Here is a 21,677-nt window from a genome sequence, read left to right as displayed (position 1 = left end):
GTTGCTTATAATGGCTCCCATAGTCGAAAGCACTTATTTAAGGAATAACCATTATGTCTCGTGTACTAGCTCTAAAATCAAGCATCCTTGGCGATTACTCTCAATCAAACAAATTGGTTGAAGACTTCATCAAAAATGTAGACCAAGACAAGCTTACTGTTCGTGATTTGGCTGCAAACCCGCTACCTGTTTTGGACTTCGCCGTTGCGACTGCACTGCGCGCTACGGAAGATCTTTCACAAGAACAGCAAGCGGTGGTCGACTTGTCTGACACCCTTATTGAAGAAGTAAAGGCCGCAGACACTTTGGTTATTGCCGCTCCAATGTACAACTTTACCATCCCGACTCAGCTTAAAAACTGGATTGATTTGATTGCTCGTGCAGGCGTGACATTCAAATACACAGAAAACGGCGTTCAAGGTTTGATTGAAGGTAAAAAGGCGATTGTAATAACGACTCGTGGTGGTATTCATAAAGATTCACCAACTGACAACGTTACGCCATACCTACGCACTGTACTGGGTTTTGTAGGAATCACTGATGTAGAATTTGTTTACGCAGAAGCGCTAAACATGGGTGAAGATGCAGCTGCAAAAGGCATTTCAGAAGCGCAAAGCCAACTTGCAACAATGGCGTAAGTTAGAATAAACCAGAATACAAAAGGGATTGGTTCGCGCCAATCCCTTTTTAGATCAAGATGCCTTGATCGTATTTATAGGGTCGCTTACATCGTCAAAGACGATTCATTTTCTCCAAGTTACGTATTGCATCGAGGTAGACTTTTTCTAAAGACCGCTCAGCTTCGCATATCATGTTCTCGATCATCGCATTAAACGCGACATCGCTACGCACTTCTATATTGTCTCCCGCCTTAACGTCAAGAGAGTTGACGTACAACACCAACCATTCATCGCCCTCCAAGTGCCCTTCTCCGTGAATGGCAAAAAAGCGTTTGGCAAATTCAGCGTTGGTACAATTTATCGCTTCAATTTGAAGATTGAATGAGGAGTCGATACTCATGGTGCTTATGCCATCCGATTCATCAGATGCATCACAAACAGCCTTAACTCTGGCACGATATACGAAATTTCTCGTTGAAAGCAGCATAGTATTATTCATCATTACTCATAATGGGCGATAAATAAGTCAGTTGCAAATCCGACCTATATACATCTCGCGATGCGCTAAAACTCGAACTGGAAATAAATAGTATTGTAGTTGCTCCCACCTTTAATTCGCCCAAACTGGGAAGCGCTTTCAAAAATCGCCGAGCGGTGATGCAATGAATAGCCCACCCACATATTGTTCCAGCTCTTTTGGTTGAAGAGATCGCCTACATTGACATCAAACGAGAAATCTAGGTAGTTGAGCAACTTGCTTGGTGTATAACCCTTGTCTTCCATTTCTGTGCCTTCAATATAGGTAATGCTATCAATGTATGACACACCTTCCGCTACACCAAATCGCCAAGTTGTAGGCCAATTAACCGTATAATAAGCCTTAATCGCCATGACGTATTCTGTGCTCGCAGACTGAACATTGGACGACCAGTGATGAACCAACCCTGGCGTTAAATAAATATCAAGAGGAAAACCAAACAGCTCATCCGTTAATGGATGCCCATAAAACAATGAAGTAAGTTGATTGTCGTATGGGTCTTTTTCTCTCTCAAAGCTAAATATTTCACCGATGTTCGAAGGCGTCGCCCAACCATGCGCAATACGTAGATATGCTTTATTGCTCAGTGTCGGTTTCGGAACTTTGCTTTGATCGTTGAAAAAGCCAAAACCGACAAACACTTCTCCCTGATATCGATCTTCTACAAGCTGACTGTTGTAGGCGTTATCATCTAAGCGAGTAACACTCGTCTCACCCAGTAAATACAAATTTGAAGTTACATGGTAACGCGCTTTAATACCAAGATTGGTGTCAAGTCCAGCTCCAATTCTCTCGCCAGTAATATCCTTAAAGGAATAATATTCACTATTGAAATCAGCGTCTTTGTATCGAATCGTAATCGATGGCTCTAATTCCCAATCCCCAAATACATAATTGGCAGCAAGGCGGTAATTAGAGTGAAACTGGAGTTCGTCGTCCGTCATCAGCTCTACTTCTGCGCGCCAATTGTCGTTAATGCTATAACGCACTTGCCCACCGAAATCGACTCTGTCTCCTTCATTAGCATTTTGTAGCGACATGGGAATATCGACAAATCTCAATCGCATGAGTGCGCTCGCGCGCCAGTCGGAATCACTCTCGTTATGCAAAAAAGCGCCACCTTCAATGCCATTGATATACACATGTTCGTTTTCAAAGAACATCATTGGTACAAATGTACTCACCGTAGAGTCATTATCGGCGGTATAAAACGGAATCGATGCTGTGCGATACATCGCAGCAATCCCCCACGTTTGTTCTTCTGCACCATGCGCAGAAGAAACTGCCGCAGCTAAAGGTAAAGCGAGTGTTGTTAGAATTAATCTCTTCATGAGTTCGAAAAATGTTGGTTGAGAAGCAGGCAAACATCAATGATTTGCCATTAAAAGCTTATGTTCTGCTGATGATAGCCGTTACAATGGAAAATGTTGTCATCCTCGTGACAGTTTGAGTCCCAAGATCATATTAATATTGCACGACTAGGTGAGCTTGTTTGCGAATATTTTACCATTACAACAAGCGCTTAAACTCTAGCTTAGTTCTAAATCAAACATAATGAAGTAAAAAGTGAAAGCATCAGAACTCATCTCTACCTTGAATCATTTACCCGCAGACACAGACATTGTGATGGGAGAAGCATGGCTGCCAGAGAGGTTGATAGGGACTCAACTCGATGGTGACATGTTGTTTTTGCACTTTGATAATGCACCAGAAGATGGTCAAGGTGACGAAGAAGGGCGTGGCTTCGTCGAACACGAAATCGACCTAATTAGAACTCGGCTTCAGCAAATTTTGGATGAAGACAGTAATAACGCGTCAAAAGCCGATGCGATGCTTGGTTTGTTCCTTATGGGACATGAACTTAGTAGCTCGCAAGTTATCGAAATATTAGAAGAAGAAGCTGACACATAAGGAGCCGTTTTGCCAGCATTGATGAACACGACTGAAATTTCTTCACTTCCTCTTGTCGTTGCAGGTCCGATCCTACGTAAAGTGACCGCAACTGAAATCAATATTTGGCTAGTCACCACCCAACGCTTGGAGGGTATGGTGCAAATTACGGATGAAAATGCCTCCATCCTTTATCAAGCCCCTTTAAGTGAACAAAAAGAACAGCTTCAAATCGGCCTCAATGCGTGGTGTTGCTTACTTAAATTAGAAGGCGAGTTTCCAACCCATCAAGCGTTACGCTATCAAATAAAAACGCAATATGGATTAGTGACGGAACTGCTCCCTCACCTGACTTATGAGCGAGATAATACGCCAAACTTGGGTATTGAGTTCCTCGTTAGTGAAAAAGCGGATTATCTCCTACATGGCTCTTGCCGTAATCCCCATCACTTCAGTGATGATACATTGGTCGCTGCGGATCATAAAATCGCGTCTCAATCCATTGAAGAAAGACCGGATATGCTCATCATGAGTGGTGATCAAATCTATGCAGACCATGTTGCAGGCCCCACTCTCGATGCCATTGAGCAAGTCATAGCTTTATTGGGTTTGCCAGGCGAAGAATTCGATCAAGCTCCGATAAAAAATACCAATGAGCTCTACCAACACCCTGCTTGCTATTATGGTCGAGATAAATTGTTGCCTCATTATGTGAGTGATGACAGTTTACTAAGTAAGTTTTTTCCACACCGAGGGACACCAATATTCAGCGCCAAAGAGTGTGAGAATCACCTAATAAGCTTTGCTGAGTGCTTTGCAATGTACTTATTGGTTTGGTCTCCGACCTTGTGGAAGCTTGTTCGAACGGATCGTTTGTTAGAAAACGAATTTACTGTCGGCGGAGAAGTTCTTGAACCCAAATGGCAGCAGCAATGGCGCGAAGAAAAAAAGCAAATTGATAAATTCGTCGCAGGTCTGGACAAGGTTCAACGCTTACTCGCTCACATTCCAACCTATATGATTTTTGATGATCACGATGTCACCGACGATTGGAATCTCACCATAGGCTGGGAACAAGCCGCATACAGCAACACGTTTGCAAAACGCATTATCGGTAATAGCTTGATTGCTTACTGGCTTTGCCAAGGTTGGGGAAATGCGCCAGAAAAATTCAATGATGAATTTATGAGCCTCGCTCAACGCTTTATCGATGAGCGAACCTCGCAAACCCAAGATGCATTTATTCAATATTTGTATCGCTTTGAGAATTGGCACTACACTATTCCTACGACACCAAAAGTTGTCGTGCTAGATACACGAACCAGACGCTGGCGTTCTGAGTCTAAAATGAACAAACCTTCTGGCTTAATGGACTGGGAAGCGATGATTGAGTTCCATCAGGAGCTCGTGCATCAAGACAAGGTTGTTATTGTTTCTGCCGCGCCAATGTTTGGTGTGAAATTTATCGAAGCACTACAACGTGTGGTGACCATGCTTGGTAAACCATTGATGGTTGATGCTGAAAACTGGATGGCTCACCCCGGAAGTGCGAATACTCTTATTAGTATTTTCACACACACAAAGACACCAACTAACTTTGTTATTCTCTCTGGCGACGTGCACTACTCTTTTGCATACGATATTAAGCTCCGCTATCGAAAAAACAGTCCGAATATCTATCAAATCACCTGTAGTGGAATTAAAAATCAGTTCCCTACACAACTGCTCAATATGTGTGATGGCCTAGATAGACTGCTATACAGCCCTCGCTCACCTTTAAACTGGTTCACAAAACGTAAACGACTCAAGATTTACAAACGCGCACCAAGTACGCACAACTTTTATCGCTTGGTTAACCATAGTGCCATTGGTGAGCTACGCCTTGATGATGAAGGCAAACCAAGTCAAATTAGTATTCTGACGAGTGATGGTGACGAAGTTCATTTTCCACCGACACGTGCTGAAAGCTGAGTATCAATCCCAAAATGACTTGCCCTTTGTAAGAGGCAAGTCACCTTGAACTAACTCAGGAGTTTAGGTTTTTTTGGGGAGAAAGTGGCCGTTCTTAAATGTCAACGGCGTGCTAAATTTGGTATCGCACCTTGAGATCTTCCGTATTTATTACCATGTTAACCAAATAAACAATAGCTCGGTGTTCATTATGTTTAATTCTCTCACATCATTATTTAAACAACTCATTGATGGCTCTGATTTAAGCCAAACCAACACACTTTCCCCTAACATGGCTATCGCGTGTTTGCTTTGTGAAGTTTCTGGCGCAGACCATAGTGTCGATGATAGAGAACAAGAAACAAAGCGCTCTTTATTGATGAAACTGCTTTCGTTAAATGAAGAGGAATCAAATACTTTGTTAGAGCAAGCGCAACAGAAAATAAAAGATTCCGCTTCGCTGTACGACTTTACCTCTCAACTAAGAGAACTGACTCAAGAAACTCGTTACAACTTAATCAAAAGCATGTGGGAAGTCGCTTACGCAGACGGCGAAATTGACCCGCTAGAAGACGCGGTGATCCGTAAAACAGCAGAGCTACTCTATGTTGATCACAGCGAGTTCATTCGAGCGAAGTTACAGTCTCAGTAAAGTGACGAGATGAGTATATAAGTCGCTGGCTAACTCTAAGCTACCCCTAGAATGACAACAGATATCGCTTCTGTAGCCATAAAAAAACGCGCACTCTGCGCGTTTTTCAATAAGCCAACGACATTGTTATTAAAATACTGGTCAAGGTATGTGTTTAGCTCTTTCCACACTAAACAGACTGCATGACAAAACAACAATGGTTGGATGATTATTTAATTACAAGCTAGCTAGGTTCGAATAACTAAAACATGGTCAAAGCAAGCTTAGCTAAGTTATATGCATCTACATAGCCAGAGTGTTGACGCCCTTCCCAGTCTATTCCTTTTGCTTCTTGAGCGGCTCGATGGCCTATACGTTTATCTTTAAGACGATTTTGAATACGGTAGAGTGTCGCTAAGTTGATGAACTCTGTGAACGGTGCTTCAATACCTTTTTGCTTACACTCTTCTAGAAGAATGAGGTCATCTCGCCCCCAAGATGCAAAGATTTTGTTGCGACCACCGAAGTTCTTAACCATGGATTTAAGCACTTCTTCTAGTGGGCGTCCTTGTTTTTCAATCTTACGTGGTGTGATGCCCGTTAACTCAGCGCAAAATAGAGAGACTTCATCGTGTTCTGGTTTCACGTAGTATTGAGCACGCTTGACTATCTCACCTTTAGACAAATCTATTTCAGCTAACCCCACTTCGATAATTTCACCCGTGCTGCCGACGCCATTTTCGTTCCAGCAACACATTTCTAAATCGAAGCATACAATACGGTTATGGTTCATAGTTTGCCTTGGTTCCTAACATAAAAATTTAAAGCGTGCGATTCTATCGTAACACGGCGTAAAACTCGAATTTGTGCGCCCATTTAATCGCCGATCGACACATTATTACGGCCGTTTTTTTTACTCAAATAGAGTTGACTATCCATTTTGTGATACAAGCTCTCAGGATCTTCTTCTTTATGGATAACCGCACCGATACTCAACGTACAGATGATTGACGCATCACCATAATCAAAAGCCGTACTTGCCACAACACTCCGTAATTTTTCTAGGTAAGCTTCTAGCACTGCTCTATCAATGACTTTAGAAATAATACAAAACTCGTCACCACCAGCTCGGTAAAACTTATCTCCCGGTTTTAAATTAGCACTGACCAGCTTAGTGACATGTTGTAACGCTTCATCTCCACCTAAATGGCCGTGTTTGTCATTAATCACTTTGAAGTGGTCGATATCAAAACCAACCAAGGCGAAGTTAACACCTTTGTTTATCTGATTAAGCAAATGATCGTTGAATGCTCGGCGATTCAGTAGTTGAGTTAGAGGGTCTCGCTCTGCCATTCTTTTTAATTCAACAGTTTTGAGCTCCAACATGACCGCTAAGCGCTCTTTTTCTCGAGACTGTAAATTCACAATCCAACTGATCAAAAAGGCGATTACCAATCCGGCTAGCGTCGTGCCCGCTAAAATAGAACGCTCCCAAGCTGAGACTGCGTCAGAAAGCTTAAAGTCAATACGCCATTCACGGTTAGGCAGTTGAATGGTCCGGCTTATAACCGTTCCTCGAATGTTGTCCCAGCTCGCACTTTGAAAGAGAACAGGGTCATCTGCTGCGTCGAATCCCAAGTCTTCTACGCGCACCGACATATCGAGCTCCGTCGCGGTTTTCGTAATCAAATCCTCAAAGTAAACCGTACTTCGGATAACGCCGGTCACTACTCCTAATAAATATTTGTTCTCGAAGTCGAACACTGGATGGAACACCAGCAACCCAGTCTTAGGTATGGACTTGTCATAACCATCTTGCAGTAAGCGAACTTTATCCGAGACATTCGCTCGCCCATTTTCGGAAATATCATCCAAGATTAAATCGAAGCGTTTACGCGAAAAATAGAAACCCAATAGAGAAAGGTTTTCCGGTGTTCTTGGGTAGATATCCGACGCGATAAAAATTGGCTCATTGTGTTCAAAAATGTACCCGTAGGTTTTGGGACCATCTTTAGGAACGGTAAACGGTTGGAAGTTTGGAAATTTTTGACGGGTCTTTAAAATATGTTCATCAAGATCTTCGAATTCGACCTTTTGCATCCATTGAAGCCCAATGAGACTTCGTGAGCTATTAATCACTTGTTCCGCATACATGGGAAACGATGGCCAATAGCTTCGCTCAATCGAATGGAAAAAGTTTGCGCCCGCACCAATGAACTTTAGATCATTCTCGACGTTTGCTTTAAGTGATTCTGCTTGTCGGTCGGCTAAAGTATCAAACGTAGTCTGTGTATACCGTTGCTGCATTGTATAAGCAGCACCAACTACACCAGCAGTGACACATAAAGTCGCCAAAAAAGCTAAAATAGAGTCTGAATGTCGTTTTATAAAGCTCTTATGAGCGGTGCTTTGTGTCATATCGTAATTTTTGATACTTCCGTAAGTTAAACTTCGGGATCTATTGAAATACTGCGTTAGCAATGCACAAACATCAAGCAACAACCTATATTGGGGAGTCTGATCGTCGATTTTTCACGCTGTTCGTACGGTATAGTCACGAATTATTACAGCCTTAAGCCTTGAATATGCTACCATCCGTCATCATTTTAATGTCTAAACTTGGTGCAAGATCGCAAAGACGATCGTTTTAGTGAACAAATATGAGCCAATACTGAGCACCAATAAATCAATAGAAAGAGAAAAAACGTCATGAACATTGATTTGAACCTAATTCCTCAAACGTTCGATATGCTTCACGCTGGCCTAACCGCATCGAGCGTTTTGCTTCTTCTAGTTGCAGTGTCGCGCAAATCAAAAGTGGTCGAGAAAGTGGTAGAAAAACCGGTCGAGAAAATCGTCGAGGTTGAGAAACCAGTTGAGAAGATCGTTGAAGTAGAAAAAGTAGTGGAAGTAGAGAAAGTCGTAGAGCGTGTTGTAGAAGTTGAATCAAAACTTGCAACAGCATCAACGGACTCTGCAATGCAGCTGCTTTCTATCATGCAACAAGAAGCTCGTCTGATTGACTTCCTAAAAGAAGACCTAACGTCATTCTCTGATGAAGAAGTAGGCGCAGCCGCTCGCGTAATCCACACTGGCGGTCAGAAAGTACTGAACGACTACGTGACGCTAGCGCACGTTCGTAACGAAGACGAAGAAACTCGCATTACGGTTGAAGAAGGCTTCAACCCACAAGAAATCCGCCTAACTGGCAACGTAACAGGCAGCGCGCCATTCAACGGCACGCTAGTTCACAAAGGTTGGAAAGCAACATCAATGACGTTGCCTAAACTTGCTGAGAACTACGATGCATCTGTGATCGCTCCAGCTGAGGTTGAGCTGTAATGGAACACATGAACCAAGAAAACCATTCTCAAGAAGCGTCTGTTGAAACTCAACAGACGCCTAAATTCAGTGTTGGTATCGACTTAGGTACAACACACTGTGTGATGTCTTTTGTTGATACACACAACGAGGACGCTCGCGTTGAAGTGATGCCTATCCCGCAGTTGACTGCGCCGGGCACGGTAGAGACTCGCAGCCAATTAGGATCTTTCCTATACCAGCCGCACGAGCACGAAATGAACCCGCAATCACGCGTTCTTCCGTGGTCGAGCGAGCCAAAAGCTCTGGTTGGTGCAATTGCACGTAACCTAGGTTCGAAAACGCCAATTCGCCTTGTTGCAAGTGCGAAATCTTGGCTTTGCCACGCTGGTGTGAATCGTCGTGATGCCTTCCTACCAGCAGGTAGCCCAGAAGAAGTGGAAAAAGTATCCCCTCTTCGTGCGACAGAGCTTTACCTAGAGCACCTAAAAGATGCTTGGAATCACACCAATCCAAATCACAACCTTGCCGATCAAGACGTAACTATTACAGTTCCTGCTTCTTTTGATCCTGCTGCTCGCGATCTAACTGCAGAAGCAGCACGCAACGTTGGCTTTGTGCACCTAACGCTTCTAGAAGAGCCACAAGCTGCGCTTTACAACTGGATCGACAACAGTAACGACAAATGGCGTGATGAAGTTGAAGTTGGCGACATCGTGCTTGTGGTCGATATCGGTGGTGGTACAACCGACCTTTCTTTGGTTGAAGTAACAGAAGACGAAGGCAACCTAACTCTGAACCGTATCGCGGTAGGTGAACATATCCTACTTGGCGGTGACAACATGGACCTTGCACTTGCGTACCGCTTGAAGATGAAGCTAGCGCAAGAAGGCAAAGAGCTACAGCCATGGCAAGTTCAGGCGATGACGCACGCATGTCGTGACGCTAAAGAAGCGCTATTGAACGACAGCGAGCTTCAGTCAGTGCCAATCGTTGTACCAAGTCGCGGTTCTAAACTGCTTGGTGCAACGCTGAAAACTGAACTGACTCAAGAAGAAGTACAACAAACATTAGTTGACGGTTTCTTCCCTCAAGTTGCGATTACCGATCACCCTGTTCAACGTAACCGTGGTGCACTAACGCAAATGGGTCTGCCTTACGCACAAGATGCAGGCATTACTCGTCACATTGCAGCGTTCTTGTCTAAGCAAGCCAATGCTCTTTCTGCTTCAGGAAATGGCGCAGAAGCAGCAGCTCAAGATTTCAACCCATTCGCTAACATGCCTGGTATGCCAGGTTCGGATGCAGCCCAATCAGCTGACTTCATCAAGCCAACAGCAATCCTATTCAACGGTGGTGTTCTGAAATCGAAACTTCTAGCAACTCGTCTAGAAGACACGATCAACGAATGGCTAATTGAAGCAGATGCTGAAATGGCAAAACGCCTAACAGGTGTGGATCTAGACCTTGCAGTTGCTAGCGGAGCGGCTTACTACGGCTCTGTGCGTCGTGGTCAAGGCGTTCGTATCCGCGGTGGTATTGCTTCGGCGTACTACGTGGGTATCGAAAGTGCGATGCCAGCGATTCCGGGCATGGCGCCTCCAATGGAAGCACTTTGTGTTGCACCATTTGGTATGGAAGAAGGTTCAAGCGTTGACGTACCAAGCCAAGAGTTTGGTTTGATCATCGGTCAGCCGGTTAACTTCCAATTCTTCGGCTCAACCGTTCGTCGTGATGACCTAGCGGGTACTCACCTAGACTACTGGGCACCAGAAGAGCTCGAAGAGCTACCAGAAATTCAAGTAACGCTGCCTGTATCTGAAGGTCGTCGTGAAGGTGAAGTGGTTCCGGTAACCCTAGCCTCTCGCGTCACAGAGCTTGGTACGCTTTACTTAGAAGCCATTGCCGCTGATAACGGTCAAAAATGGCATGTTGAGTTCGATGTGCGCGAAGACGCGAAAAGCAACTCAAACGAAGAAGAATAAATAGAAAATCAAACGGCATCCAATCGGGTGCCGTTTTTAAATACACGAAGGTTTGTATGGCATCTCCTCGTTTTCTTGTTGGTATTGACCTTGGCACCACAAACACTGTGGTGGCGTACTGTGAAATCACCGACAACCTTGAACAATCCGAAGTATCCCTATTCGACATCGACCAATTGATTGGCCCGGGTGAAGTGGTTCGTAAGCCATTGTTGCCCTCTTTCCGCTATCACCCAGCGGTTGGTCAAATCTCCCCTTCTGACCTAACACTTCCTTGGGAAAACGAACCTGTATCTGGCGACATTAGTAATGTGATCGTGGGTGAATGGGCTCGTGAATTAGGCGCTAAGGTGGAAGGACGTCAAGTATCCAGTGCTAAAAGCTGGCTATCGCACCAAGCAGTGGATCGTAGTTCAGACATTCTTCCTTGGGCTGGTGCGCAAGACGTAGATAAAGTCTCTCCCGTCATTGCCAGCGCAAGCTACCTCAACCACATTCGCCAAGCATGGAACTACCGTCATCCTAGCAATAAGTTAGAAGACCAAGATGTGGTTGTGACCGTTCCAGCGTCGTTCGATGAAACCGCTCGTAAACTCACGCTTGAAGCGGCACAGCTAGCTGGTTTAAAGAAAATCGTCCTGCTCGAAGAACCACAAGCCGTATGTTACGACTGGTACGCACGCCACCAGCAAACCGCAGCTGATAAACTCAAAGAGTTACCGCTGATTCTGGTGTGTGATGTGGGCGGTGGTACTACCGACTTGAGCTTGATTGAAGCCAGTTTCTCTTCTCAAGATGAGCTAGCCCTTGACCGCATTGGCGTTGGCGAACACTTGATGCTTGGTGGTGATAACCTCGATTTAGCATTAGCACACCTTGCAGAAAGCCGCTTCAACCAAAGTAAGAAGCTCACTGCCGCAAGCCTGACTAAGTTGATTCAGCAAACGCGTAAAGCGAAAGAAAACCTGCTTTCAGCGAATGCACCTGAAGAAGTGAAAATCACCATGCTGGGCAGCGGCTCGAAACTTCTTGGCGGAACAAAGAGTATTGGGCTGAGCAAACAAGAAGTGCACCAAATCGCTTTAGATGGCTTCTTCCCGCTTTCTGATTTCAGTGAAGTACCAGATAAACGCCGCAGCGCGGTTGTCGAGTTTGGTCTTCCATACGTTGCCGACCCAGCAGTGAGCAAACACGTTGCCGAGTTCTTAACGACGCATCAGCAAGTCTCTCGTGCCGCACTTGGCATTGAAGACGACAAACAAAATGCCATTCCAGTCGGTTTGCTACTCAATGGTGGTGTGTTCAACAGTGAGCTTGTGACTGAGCGTGTCACTACCCTACTTTCCGATTGGCGCGGTGCACCAGTTACGGTATTAGACAACCCACATCCAGATTGGTCGGTTGCACTGGGTGCTGTTGCATTTGGTAAAGCGCGTCGTGGCGCACAACTTAAAATTGGTGGTGGCGCAGCGCGTTCTTACTTCTTGCATCTTCAAGAAAAGAACAAGATGGGCAAAGCGCTCTGTTTGCTTGCAAAAGGCACAGAAGAAGGACACGAGATCCGATTAAGTGGTCGCCGCTTCTCGCTTACCCTAGGTGAGCCCGTTCGCTTTAACCTGCTGACTTCTACCCACGACACCTTAACCAATAACACCGCCATTCAAAACGGTGTAATGGTTGACGTTGATCCGGACTTGTTTGCTCCCCTGCCGCCTTATATCACCACCCTTGAAGGTGAAGGTGCCGAACTGCAAGCCAACCAGAAAGAGCGCGTAGAAGTGCAACTGGCGTGTCAGTTGACTGAAGTCGGCACGCTTAAGATGGAATGTGTCAGCGCAGAAGACGATAGCAAACGTTGGGAGCTGGAGTTCGAAGTTCGTAACAAGCAAACCGATGACAGCGAGCAAGTTAAACTTCACCCTAAGTTGAACGAATGTAAGGAGCTGATCGCTCGCCTTTACAGCGGTAATAAGAAAAGCGCGGAAAGCAAAGAGATCAAAACCTTAGCCAAAGATCTTGAGAAGAAACTTGGCAAACGCGATGAATGGGATTTCACGACCCTACGTCAACTGTTCGATACCTTTGCACAAGGTCGTAAGCGTCGCCGCCGTTCAGAACAACACGAGAAAAACTGGCTTCGTTTGGCTGGCTTTGCACTGCGTCCGGGCTTTGGCGATCCAACCGACTCATGGCGTATTGAGCAAGTTTGGGGTCTCTACCAACAAAACATTCAGTTTAAGAACCATCAAGGTTGGACCGACTGGTGGGTGTTCTGGCGTCGTATTGCCGGTGGTTTAAGCCAAGAGCAACAAGAGACCATCTTGGCGGACATCGCGAAATACCTACATCCTGGTGCGATGAAAAACCCACAATCCGCCAAAGCGGCACAAGATATGGGTTACGAGTCGATGGTGCGCTTGTCTGCCTCTCTGGAGCATTTAGAAGTCGAAGACAAAGTTCTATTGGCAACGTGGTTCTTGAGCAAAGCCATCAACCATAACCAGTTCGAACAAGCACACTGGTGGGCAATGGGTCGCTTGGCATCACGTACGCCTTTATATGGCAGTCAGCATAACGTCGTTCCTCGTGAACAAGCGGAACAGTGGTTGCCTAAGCTGCTAGAGCAGAACTGGCAGAAAGAGCCAATGATCGCTTTCGCAGCCGTAATGATTTGTCGTAAGACGGGCGACCGACTATTCGATATCTCTGACGACTACCGTGAGCAAGTGCTGGCTAAGTTGAAGCAAACCAAGGTACCTGAATCTTGGGTATCATTGGTTGAAGAAGTCAAAGAGCTATCTGAGAGCGAATCGAAGCGTATCTTCGGTGATGCACTGCCAAGCGGTCTGACGCTGGTAAATAACTAGGCTCTCACGCTTATAAACGCAACAAAGCCCTTCTCGTGAAGGGCTTTGTTTTATCTAATTCTAATAGCTGACGAAAGAAGACTCGTTAGTTCATTTCCGTATTGATCACCACATCACGCGTTTCGTTATCCATATCGCTGATGCCGACAACTGAGATTTCACGGTCAGATAAATTCTCAATCATGCTGTCTTCTAACCCACCGTCCGTCATCCACGCATAGAATTTTTCTGCAATACGATCCGAACCTTCCCCGACAAACGTTAATGTGACCTTCTTCATTTGTGACACTCCATCAATTTACGATTCAGCCACTTAAGCGTAGTATGTTTCGCAAATATCGACATAAACTAGGACTAACTTCTTTTATGAGTATCGAAAAATTTGACGCGATTTATCAGCGCGCTGCCGAGCGTAAAGGTGGTGAAGATCAACTTGAAGCGCTTTTGTCTCATCCACTAAGCAAAGAGGAACTGGCTGCGATTCCAGATGACCGTTGGCTGGCCGCTTTTTCGATGAAGGTATTCCAAAGTGGGATTTCATGGAGCGTGGTTCGCAACAAATGGCCGAACTTCGAAGAAGTGTTCTTCGGATTTAAGATTGAGCCGCTGTTGATGCTGTCAGACGAGCAATGGGAAACCAAAGCAACCGACAAACGCATCATTCGCCATCTCACTAAAGTCATGTCGATTCCTGCCAACGCTCGTATGATCCACGAAGCAAAAATCGAATACGGCTCGTTTGGCAAAATGGTTGCCGATTGGCCGCAAGAGAAAATCACCGACCTATGGGCATATTTAAAGAAACGCGGTAATCGCCTAGGTGGGAATACCGGTCCTTACACACTTCGCCAAATGGGCGTTGATACCTTTATCTTGTCTAGTGACGTCGAGGCTTACCTGCGCAATTGCAAAATCATTGAAGGTGGCAAAGATACGAAAAAATCGCTCGATGCAACCAACAAAGCGTTTGTTCAATGGCAACAAGAAAGTGGTCGAAGCCTGACTGAGATCAGCCAAATCATTGCGTTCAGCACCGGCGATAATCGCATTTAATCCAGACTGAACACAAAATAAAAAACGGCGCACCAAATATTGTATTTAGTGCGCCGTTTTTATTTTCATTGGTTCAATTACACACTTACTTTGAAGCTAGTGATTCCCACTCAGTCAGTAGCTGCATAATACGGTGAGAGTCTTCCCATGTTGCACAAGGGTTTTCTAACGAGGTACGCCCTGCTTCAACCGCTTGGCGAATATTGTGCACTTGATAGAAGAAAGCGCCCCCTGCAGCCGGTACAGACACTTCACGCTTCGACGTCTCGTAAATTTCCACACTAAACTGGTTTTCTTGCGTTGGTAGCCATGGGTTTGAATCTAACGTAATACAGCCTTTGCTACCCAGAATGGTGAATTGGTGTTTCAATCCATGATCTTCGGCGGTGTGTACGCTCGCCGTTTGTTGCTCACCGAATTGCATCATCAAACTCGATTCACAGATATTCCCATCGTTACCTCGTCGACCAATCGCCGTCATAGAGCGGTTTCCAAAGGCTTGTTCACCCAACATGGTTTTCACCACCAAATGCACCAATGACATTGGGTAGCAACCTAAGTTATACAAAGCACCTTTACTGTCTGGATTAACAAACTGCGCAATCGACGCAATATAAGACGTGTGAATGGAGCGAAGTTCACCAATCTCTCCCGATTTAAGCACAGAAACCAACTCGCTAATCAACGGGTGATGTAAGTACATCAAACCCTCAGTAAAGAATACCTTGTGCGTTTCGACTGCTTTTAGTGCCAACTCGGTTTTTTCCATATCTACCGACAGTGACTTTTCACACAGGATCGCTTTTCCCTGCTCTGCCGCTTTAACGATAAAGTCATGATGAAGGTGATTTGGCAATGCGATGTAAATAATGTCGACTTGCTCATCGGCAATCAACGCATCGTAATCGTTGAACGTATTCTCGATGCCATATTGCTCAGCGAATGTCTTTAAGTTCTGCTCCGAACGCCCAGCAACCGCGTACAGTTCACTCTTGTCATCGCCTTGGATTGCCTCAGCCATGACACCTGAGATAAAGCTTGTGCCTAAAATACCCCATTTCATGTTCGCCTCTCCTATTGAGCTTGGGTTTCGAATGCTTGAACTAACTCTGCCATTTCAGCCGCAATAAACGCTTGTGTATGCGGCATAGCAAAATGCGCTTCAATCGCGGTGCGGTTTTCATATCGCTCCCAAAGAATCACACGTTTTGGATCTTTAGAATCGTAGGTCGCATTCGCTTGCAAGCACCCCGCTTCGCTTTGCATATCAAGGCAAAATTGTTCAATGGCTTCAACCACTTGTTGTCTTGGCTTATCGGCATTCATTTTCAGTTCGGCGGTAACAAAAATCGTCTCGCTCATGATGGATCTCTTTCTCCATTCTTAATCATACGCCCACTGTAATTAACCTCATTTGATTGATAAACTCTGCTTTAGTTATTTCTTTATCAACTCTGGGTGTGCAATGGATAAATTAACAAGCATGAAAGTTTTCGCTTACGTGGTCGAACACGGCAGCTTTCGTAATGCAGCACACCACTTTGATATTTCACCGACCATGGTTGGCAAGCACGTGAACTTTCTTGAGCAAAGCTTAGGTACACAGCTGATTCATCGCACCACGCGCAAACAGTCCCTGACCGAAGCTGGCAGACTCTACTACCAAGAGTGCCACCGCATTATTGAAGACATCACCAACGCAGAGAACCTGATCCAGACGCTGATCAACCGTCCAACCGGAACTGTAAAAGTTAACTGCCCTGTCACGTATGGTAAAAAGGTGATTGCGCCCATCGTGGCTGACTTCTTAGCAGAATTTCCCGAACTGAACGTTGAGTTAATGTTGGATAACAGTTTGATTGACCCATATCGAAGCGAAGCAGACGTGATTATTCGTATTGGTGAGTTGGTCGATTCATCGTTAGTTGCAAGAAAACTCGGGCAATACGACATGACTTACTGCGCCTCACCCTCTTATCTTAAGCTGCATGCCCCTATCCAATCGCTTGATGACCTTGAACATCATCATTGTTTGGGATTTCAGTACCACCAAGGGGAAAGCCAACAGGTGGTGAACATGCCATCTAATACCTTTGGAAACAGCAACACCCGATTAACGTCTAATAATGGTGATGTGCTTAAGTTTGCCGCGTTAAAAGGCTCTGGTGTTCTTCTTCAACCAAAGATCTTAGTTGAACAGGAAATTCAATCTGGTGCCTTGGTAGAAATTCTCCAGCAACATACTCCCAAGCCAAAACCGATCCACCTGCTTTACCGTTCAAAACAGCTTTCCCTTAAAAACCGCACCTTGGTTGATTTTGTTCTTTCGCATGTGAATCCGTAACACCACCTCATAAAGCGGCGACAATTTAACCACTCAATCAACTTTTATTGTCGATATGACAAATATTATTGCTTGTTAATTGTCTTTATTTTTCAGGCCGTTAGTATAGAACGCTCACTTAGTGAACACTATTTGTTGATTCCCATCAATTGCATTGCTCTGACAAAGTGACTAGGATTGCCGCCTTTCCTGAGTGAACTATCAAAAAATATCGAGAAATTTAATCTAATTTCTCTTCCTGTTCGTGTGCAATCACAACATTTACACTCATTTCAAATTGCATAAGCACATTCCTTTGCTTATGAAAACGACATTGATTTCTCAACGCTTTTAGTCACGTATGTGGCTTTTTGGCTTGAGAGAGATTTTTATTCAAGGTAGGTCACAAGGACGCTACCCCTTGACTGCATTTACTGGAGGATAAGATGCCTAAAGGTCTAATGCTGACTGACTTAGCCATCGCTGGCTTACTATTGATTTTGGCAAAAGTCATTCGCGTTCACGCGCCATTACTACAGCGTATGTACATTCCATCGGCGGTTCTCGCAGGATTATTCGGTCTAATTTTTGGACCAGCCCTGTTAGACGTACTGCCTTGGACCGATACGTTTACCGCTAACGCAAGCCTATTAACTGCTGCACTTTTTTCTGCGTTAGGTCTGGCAACGGATGTTCCATCACCTAAAACCGTCGCACAGCGTGCTGGCTCATTGTGGGCGTTTAACCAAATCGCTTCTGTTTCTCAGTGGTTGTTTGCGGCAATGTTTGGTCTAGTTCTCACAACCTTCTTCTGGCCAGAGATTAATCCCGGCTTTGGTGTGACAATGTCTGCGGGCTTTATGGGTGGTCACGGGTCTGCCTCTGTTGTTGGTGAAATCTTCACGGGGCTTGGCTGGGAAGATGGCTTCACACTTGGCTTAACGTTCGCAACCGTGGGTATTTTCATTTCAATTTCTGTCGGCATGCTCATGCTGCAATTCGCATTGAAGATGGGTTGGATTCGTAGCTTTACGACCTTCGATAGCATGGATGAACACGAACGCAAGGGGCTCGTTAAGCCTGATGATCAAGCGCCGGTAATGAAAGACACCATGTCTTCCCTGTCGGTTGATTCTTTTGCGATTCACGCGGCGTTGGTTGTAGTGGTAACGGCTTTCTCGTATGTAGCGGCTAACTACTTATCTTCTTTCCACGATAAGGTACAAATTCCTACGTTCGTAACCGGCTTCCTTGGCGGCATGCTTGTGCGAATCATCGCGAAACAAACGAAGGCTTCACGCTATCTTTGTGACGGTGCATTCAAACACGCTGCGGGCATCAGTACCGATTATTTGATTATCTTTGGTATCTCAGCCATCAAGATTACCGTCTTAGCCCAGTATTTAATGCCGATGGTAGTGCTTGCAATCGGCGGTATCGCCTTCACACTATGGCTAATCTTCTGGGTTGCCCCACGTATCATGGGCGAAGATTGGTTCGAGAAAGGCATTTTCTCTTGGGGTTGGTTAACCGGTACGGTTGCCATGGGTATTGCGTTGCTTCGTATTGTTGATCCAAAAATGCGTAGCAAGGTGCTTGATGATTACGCCATCGCTTATGTCCCTGGCTCAATCACTGACATCTTCATCATCTCTTTGATGCCAATCGCGATGTATAACGGCATGCACTGGCAAGCGCTTGGGGTAGGATTAGGTTACATCGCAATTGTCTTATTTATTTGGCGATTCATTTTTAAACGTAACCGCAGTGCTCTGACACACGAATCTTAGTCGCTTTACTCGGGAGGATTTTATCCTCTCGAGTTCATTCCTTGGTTTTTATCAAAATCACTCCTCATTCCGAAAATAAGCAACTTGTTTTATATTTGAGATTTGCAATCCCGATCTCTTACTATCATTCTTTTTTAATACTTGACCTGAAAGTTTCTATATCAGAATAGCCGCCTATTCGTTTCTAAAACATGGAGAAAAGCTGTGCGTCGCTCTCAAGGATTTACTCTTATTGAACTCATTGTGTGCATCATCATTCTTGGTATTGTAAGCGTCGTTGCATTTCCTAAATTTCTTGGCTTACAAAAAGATGCCAGAGTGGCGGTTCTATATGGAGCCAGAGAAGCACTCATGACCGCCAACAACTTTGTCTACACCAAAGCAGTGATTCAATCTCAAGAGACAGTAGATGGCGGCATACAATATAACATTGATCTAGATAATGACGGCCATAACGACCTAATTGGTTACTTTGGATTTATCAAAAATGTTATTCCAGCAAAAGAGCTAGCAGGCTTTGATCCGCAACTCACTATCAACACTTGGTATGGGGTAGACAGCCCAGACGAGCCCTACTTCCTTATTGGTTTTGCAAACAAGCCTGTTGGTCCAGAACATATGTGTTATGTCGAAGTTTACTACCCAGAAACTCCAGGTGGCCAAGTGAAATACAAAATACAAACTGACGATTGCTAATTCCCATATAGAGTGGCAGTAACACTTTTACTTTTGGTGTCTTCATCGTTATTGCAAGGTAATGGCTCCAAAACAACCATTAACAACTATTTCACATAATGTCGTCGCACAGTTAGCTCATAGAGATAAAACCAGTAATTTGCGCCGACACATGGCTATAATTGAAACAATCTATCGTTTTTAAACCCGCCTATAACTTGTGCTTGTAAACTCATCATTTCGCTCAATAATAGTTCTATAACAAATTCAATAATTTAAAGCGGGAGGCGTAATGAGAATATTCTGGCAGCTACGTTGGTATTTCCAACAAAAGTGGAGGCACTATGTCGGATCCATTCTGCTTTTCGCTGTGATATCAGCACTACAGCTTGTTCCGCCCAAAGCAGTTGGCATCATAGTTGACGGCGTCGTAGACAACACTTTAGATACAAATACGCTGATTCTATGGCTCTCAGGGTTAACTGTACTGATCTTTACCATTTATGGGTGTCGCATCTTATGGCGAATTTGGCTTTTCGGCGCAAGCTGGGAGCTCGGGACCATTCTACGTAACCGTCTATATAGGCATTTATCGACACAGCCACCTCGTTTTTTTGAACGTTACAAGACGGGGGATCTGATGGCTCGTGGCACTAATGATGTGCGTAATATCGTTATGACAGCCGGCGAAGGGGTTTTAACCGCCGCAGACTCTTTGATCACTGGTATTGCGGTTTTAATCATTATGGTAACGCAAGTAAGCTGGAAGCTCACCGTAATGGCGCTTCTTCCAATGCCATTTCTTGCCATCATCATCTTCTTTATTGTGCGCATCCTACATCAACGCTTTCGTGTCGCTCAGGAAGCCTTTTCTACCATGTCAGACATGACACAAGAGTCACTTAATGGCGTGCGAATGCTGCGTGCTTTCGGATTAGAAAACCAAGAGCAGCAACGTTTTGAAGAGGTTGTGGATGATACTGGCGAAAAGAACATCGCTGTTGCAAGAGTCGATGCTAGATTTGACCCGGCAATTCAGTTAACCATCGGTCTTTCTTTCCTTCTTAGTGTCGCTGCTGGTGCTTACCTTGTTGATAAAGGTGAGATCACGCTTGGTGATCTGACCGCATTTACGATGTATTTAGGGTTGATGATATGGCCGATGCTGGCATTCGCATTCTTATTTAACATTTTAGAAAGAGGCTCTGCTGCATGGAACCGATTACAAGAGATCTTTGATGAAAAGCCAGCAATTATCAGTGGCAATAAGCCAATAGAAAATAAACCACTTCCGTTGAAAATTGATATCGACGATTTCCATTGGTCTAGTGATTTACCGCCCGCTTTGACGGAAGTAAACATCGAACTGGAACCCGGAAAAATGTTGGGAGTTGCAGGGCCGGTAGGAAGCGGAAAATCGACCCTGTTAACACTACTTTTGCGTCAACATGATTTAGAAAACGGCTCAATTAAATTCGGTGATGTCGAGATCAAGGATGCCCTACTTCCACAGTGGCGCAACCGTTTTGCTGTCGTTAACCAAAGTCCGTTTCTATTCTCCAAATCTATCTTCGACAATATTGCCTTAGGCAACCCTAATGCAGAGAAAGAAGAAGTCTATAGAGCAGCAAAGTTAGCCTGTATACATGACGATATTGAGAAGTTTCCTGAAGGCTACCAAACAGAAGTTGGTGAAAAAGGCATTACACTCTCCGGCGGGCAAAAACAACGTATTGCGATAGCACGCGCTATGCTGCTGAATGCCCAAGTGTTGGTTTTGGACGATGCACTTTCCGCTGTTGATGGACGGACCGAACATCAAATCCTTAAGAATTTGGAAACACACTACCGTGATCAAGCCCTAATCGTTATTGCACACCGCCTCACCGCATTGGAAGCAGCAGACGAGATCATTGTCTTGAATCACGGCCACATTACTGAACGTGGGCAACATAGCGCTTTATTAGCGCATCAGGGATGGTACGCCGAAATGTTAGAGTACCAAAAACTAGAGCAGGCGATGGAGGAATAATG

19 protein-coding genes are annotated in these 21,677 nt (G+C 44.8%); 12 read left to right on the top strand and 7 right to left on the bottom strand.

Annotation, left to right across the window (positions count from 1 at the left end):
- Positions 1 to 53: 53 nt before the first annotated feature.
- Positions 54 to 638, top strand: coding sequence for an FMN-dependent NADH-azoreductase (locus R7Z50_RS06100; RefSeq protein WP_025766683.1), 585 nt, complete (start codon positions 54 to 56; stop codon positions 636 to 638).
- 94 nt (positions 639 to 732) lie between these two features.
- On the opposite strand, the gene R7Z50_RS06095 is transcribed toward R7Z50_RS06100, so the two are convergent.
- A complete protein-coding gene (locus tag R7Z50_RS06095) occupies positions 733 to 1,020 on the bottom strand; it encodes a hypothetical protein (protein WP_225477713.1) in 288 nt (95 codons plus the stop codon).
- Positions 1,021 to 1,184: 164 nt separating this feature from the next.
- Positions 1,185 to 2,489, bottom strand: coding sequence for a MipA/OmpV family protein (locus tag R7Z50_RS06090; protein ID WP_318148951.1), 1,305 nt, complete (start codon positions 2,487 to 2,489; stop codon positions 1,185 to 1,187).
- Between the two features lie 235 nt (positions 2,490 to 2,724).
- Between R7Z50_RS06090 and R7Z50_RS06085 the strand changes: the two genes are divergently transcribed.
- From R7Z50_RS06085 to R7Z50_RS06075, 3 genes are all read left to right on the top strand, one after another.
- Positions 2,725 to 3,069, top strand: a complete 345-nt coding sequence (locus R7Z50_RS06085) for a hypothetical protein (RefSeq protein ID WP_158173877.1) — start codon at positions 2,725 to 2,727, stop codon at positions 3,067 to 3,069.
- Positions 3,070 to 3,078: 9 nt separating this feature from the next.
- Positions 3,079 to 5,019, top strand: coding sequence for an alkaline phosphatase D family protein (locus tag R7Z50_RS06080; RefSeq protein WP_025766686.1), 1,941 nt, complete (start codon positions 3,079 to 3,081; stop codon positions 5,017 to 5,019).
- Between the two features lie 190 nt (positions 5,020 to 5,209).
- Positions 5,210 to 5,650: a TerB family tellurite resistance protein gene (locus R7Z50_RS06075; RefSeq protein WP_017820644.1), complete on the top strand. Its 441-nt coding sequence runs from the start codon at positions 5,210 to 5,212 to the stop codon at positions 5,648 to 5,650.
- A 241-nt stretch (positions 5,651 to 5,891) separates the two neighbouring features.
- Here R7Z50_RS06075 and R7Z50_RS06070 read toward each other — a convergent pair whose 3' ends face one another.
- Positions 5,892 to 6,422, bottom strand: a complete 531-nt coding sequence (locus R7Z50_RS06070; protein WP_005377684.1) for a 3'-5' exonuclease — start codon at positions 6,420 to 6,422, stop codon at positions 5,892 to 5,894.
- 83 nt (positions 6,423 to 6,505) lie between these two features.
- Positions 6,506 to 8,047 carry a sensor domain-containing diguanylate cyclase gene (locus R7Z50_RS06065; protein ID WP_005377686.1) on the bottom strand — a complete coding sequence of 514 codons (1,542 nt, stop codon included), beginning with the start codon at positions 8,045 to 8,047 and terminating at the stop codon, positions 6,506 to 6,508.
- 291 nt (positions 8,048 to 8,338) lie between these two features.
- On the opposite strand from R7Z50_RS06065, the gene R7Z50_RS06060 reads away from it, so the two are divergent.
- The 3 genes from R7Z50_RS06060 to R7Z50_RS06050 are packed head-to-tail and all read left to right on the top strand — an operon-like array spanning position 8,339 to position 13,802.
- Positions 8,339 to 8,971, top strand: a complete 633-nt coding sequence (locus R7Z50_RS06060) for a DUF2760 domain-containing protein (RefSeq protein WP_017634945.1) — start codon at positions 8,339 to 8,341, stop codon at positions 8,969 to 8,971.
- Complete coding sequence (locus tag R7Z50_RS06055) at positions 8,971 to 10,935, top strand: Hsp70 family protein (protein ID WP_206970831.1); 1,965 nt, start codon at positions 8,971 to 8,973, stop codon at positions 10,933 to 10,935. The genes R7Z50_RS06060 and R7Z50_RS06055 overlap by 1 nt, the downstream gene beginning before the upstream one ends.
- 56 nt (positions 10,936 to 10,991) lie before the next feature.
- Positions 10,992 to 13,802, top strand: a complete 2,811-nt coding sequence (locus R7Z50_RS06050; RefSeq protein ID WP_206970832.1) for an Hsp70 family protein — start codon at positions 10,992 to 10,994, stop codon at positions 13,800 to 13,802.
- 85 nt (positions 13,803 to 13,887) lie between these two features.
- Here the strand turns inward: R7Z50_RS06050 and R7Z50_RS06045 are convergent, their stop codons facing one another.
- Positions 13,888 to 14,082, bottom strand: a complete 195-nt coding sequence (locus R7Z50_RS06045) for a hypothetical protein (protein ID WP_005377692.1) — start codon at positions 14,080 to 14,082, stop codon at positions 13,888 to 13,890.
- Positions 14,083 to 14,168: 86 nt separating this feature from the next.
- Here R7Z50_RS06045 and R7Z50_RS06040 point away from each other — a divergent pair, with 86 nt between their 5' ends.
- The gene (locus R7Z50_RS06040) at positions 14,169 to 14,855 is read left to right on the top strand and encodes a DNA-3-methyladenine glycosylase I (protein WP_206970833.1); all 687 of its coding nucleotides are present in this window, start codon (positions 14,169 to 14,171) and stop codon (positions 14,853 to 14,855) included.
- Between the two features lie 85 nt (positions 14,856 to 14,940).
- On the opposite strand, the gene R7Z50_RS06035 is transcribed toward R7Z50_RS06040, so the two are convergent.
- Both R7Z50_RS06035 and R7Z50_RS06030 read right to left on the bottom strand, forming a co-directional pair.
- Positions 14,941 to 15,918: a Gfo/Idh/MocA family protein gene (locus tag R7Z50_RS06035; RefSeq protein WP_206970834.1), complete on the bottom strand. Its 978-nt coding sequence runs from the start codon at positions 15,916 to 15,918 to the stop codon at positions 14,941 to 14,943.
- 11 nt (positions 15,919 to 15,929) lie between these two features.
- Entirely contained in the window at positions 15,930 to 16,217 is a 288-nt protein-coding gene (locus R7Z50_RS06030; RefSeq protein ID WP_318148950.1) for a putative quinol monooxygenase, read from the bottom strand.
- 103 nt (positions 16,218 to 16,320) lie between these two features.
- Here R7Z50_RS06030 and R7Z50_RS06025 point away from each other — a divergent pair, with 103 nt between their 5' ends.
- The 4 genes from R7Z50_RS06025 to R7Z50_RS06010 all read left to right on the top strand — a co-directional run bounded on the left by R7Z50_RS06025 (position 16,321) and on the right by R7Z50_RS06010 (position 21,675).
- Positions 16,321 to 17,199 carry a LysR family transcriptional regulator gene (locus tag R7Z50_RS06025; RefSeq protein ID WP_206970835.1) on the top strand — a complete coding sequence of 293 codons (879 nt, stop codon included), beginning with the start codon at positions 16,321 to 16,323 and terminating at the stop codon, positions 17,197 to 17,199.
- Positions 17,200 to 17,624: 425 nt separating this feature from the next.
- On the top strand, positions 17,625 to 18,968 hold the full coding sequence (locus tag R7Z50_RS06020) for a sodium/glutamate symporter (protein WP_086046743.1): 1,344 nt from the start codon (positions 17,625 to 17,627) through the stop codon (positions 18,966 to 18,968).
- A 204-nt stretch (positions 18,969 to 19,172) separates the two neighbouring features.
- Positions 19,173 to 19,664: a type II secretion system protein gene (locus R7Z50_RS06015; RefSeq protein ID WP_005377704.1), complete on the top strand. Its 492-nt coding sequence runs from the start codon at positions 19,173 to 19,175 to the stop codon at positions 19,662 to 19,664.
- 271 nt (positions 19,665 to 19,935) lie between these two features.
- Complete coding sequence (locus R7Z50_RS06010) at positions 19,936 to 21,675, top strand: ABC transporter transmembrane domain-containing protein (RefSeq protein ID WP_132936644.1); 1,740 nt, start codon at positions 19,936 to 19,938, stop codon at positions 21,673 to 21,675.
- Positions 21,676 to 21,677 lie beyond the last annotated feature (2 nt).

The organism is Vibrio sp. 1249-1, from assembly GCF_033340495.1.
Note: the sequence above shows the minus strand (reverse complement) of the source record. Positions and strands in the feature narration are given on the sequence as shown.

Bases quoted from the DNA above. Each gene is read 5' to 3' on its own strand.
- R7Z50_RS06100 (WP_025766683.1), top strand. From the start codon at position 54: ATGTCTCGTGTACTAGCTCTAAAATCAAGCATCCTTGGCGATTACTCT.
- R7Z50_RS06095 (WP_225477713.1), bottom strand. From the start codon at position 1,020: ATGAGTATCGACTCCTCATTCAATCTTCAAATTGAAGCGATAAATTGT.
- R7Z50_RS06090 (WP_318148951.1), bottom strand. From the start codon at position 2,489: ATGAAGAGATTAATTCTAACAACACTCGCTTTACCTTTAGCTGCGGCA.
- R7Z50_RS06075 (WP_017820644.1), top strand. From the start codon at position 5,210: ATGTTTAATTCTCTCACATCATTATTTAAACAACTCATTGATGGCTCT.
- R7Z50_RS06070 (WP_005377684.1), bottom strand. From the start codon at position 6,422: ATGAACCATAACCGTATTGTATGCTTCGATTTAGAAATGTGTTGCTGG.
- R7Z50_RS06065 (WP_005377686.1), bottom strand. From the start codon at position 8,047: ATGACACAAAGCACCGCTCATAAGAGCTTTATAAAACGACATTCAGAC.
- R7Z50_RS06060 (WP_017634945.1), top strand. From the start codon at position 8,339: ATGAACATTGATTTGAACCTAATTCCTCAAACGTTCGATATGCTTCAC.
- R7Z50_RS06055 (WP_206970831.1), top strand. From the start codon at position 8,971: ATGGAACACATGAACCAAGAAAACCATTCTCAAGAAGCGTCTGTTGAA.
- R7Z50_RS06050 (WP_206970832.1), top strand. From the start codon at position 10,992: ATGGCATCTCCTCGTTTTCTTGTTGGTATTGACCTTGGCACCACAAAC.
- R7Z50_RS06045 (WP_005377692.1), bottom strand. From the start codon at position 14,082: ATGAAGAAGGTCACATTAACGTTTGTCGGGGAAGGTTCGGATCGTATT.
- R7Z50_RS06040 (WP_206970833.1), top strand. From the start codon at position 14,169: ATGAGTATCGAAAAATTTGACGCGATTTATCAGCGCGCTGCCGAGCGT.
- R7Z50_RS06035 (WP_206970834.1), bottom strand. From the start codon at position 15,918: ATGAAATGGGGTATTTTAGGCACAAGCTTTATCTCAGGTGTCATGGCT.
- R7Z50_RS06030 (WP_318148950.1), bottom strand. From the start codon at position 16,217: ATGAGCGAGACGATTTTTGTTACCGCCGAACTGAAAATGAATGCCGAT.
- R7Z50_RS06025 (WP_206970835.1), top strand. From the start codon at position 16,321: ATGGATAAATTAACAAGCATGAAAGTTTTCGCTTACGTGGTCGAACAC.
- R7Z50_RS06020 (WP_086046743.1), top strand. From the start codon at position 17,625: ATGCCTAAAGGTCTAATGCTGACTGACTTAGCCATCGCTGGCTTACTA.
- R7Z50_RS06010 (WP_132936644.1), top strand. From the start codon at position 19,936: ATGAGAATATTCTGGCAGCTACGTTGGTATTTCCAACAAAAGTGGAGG.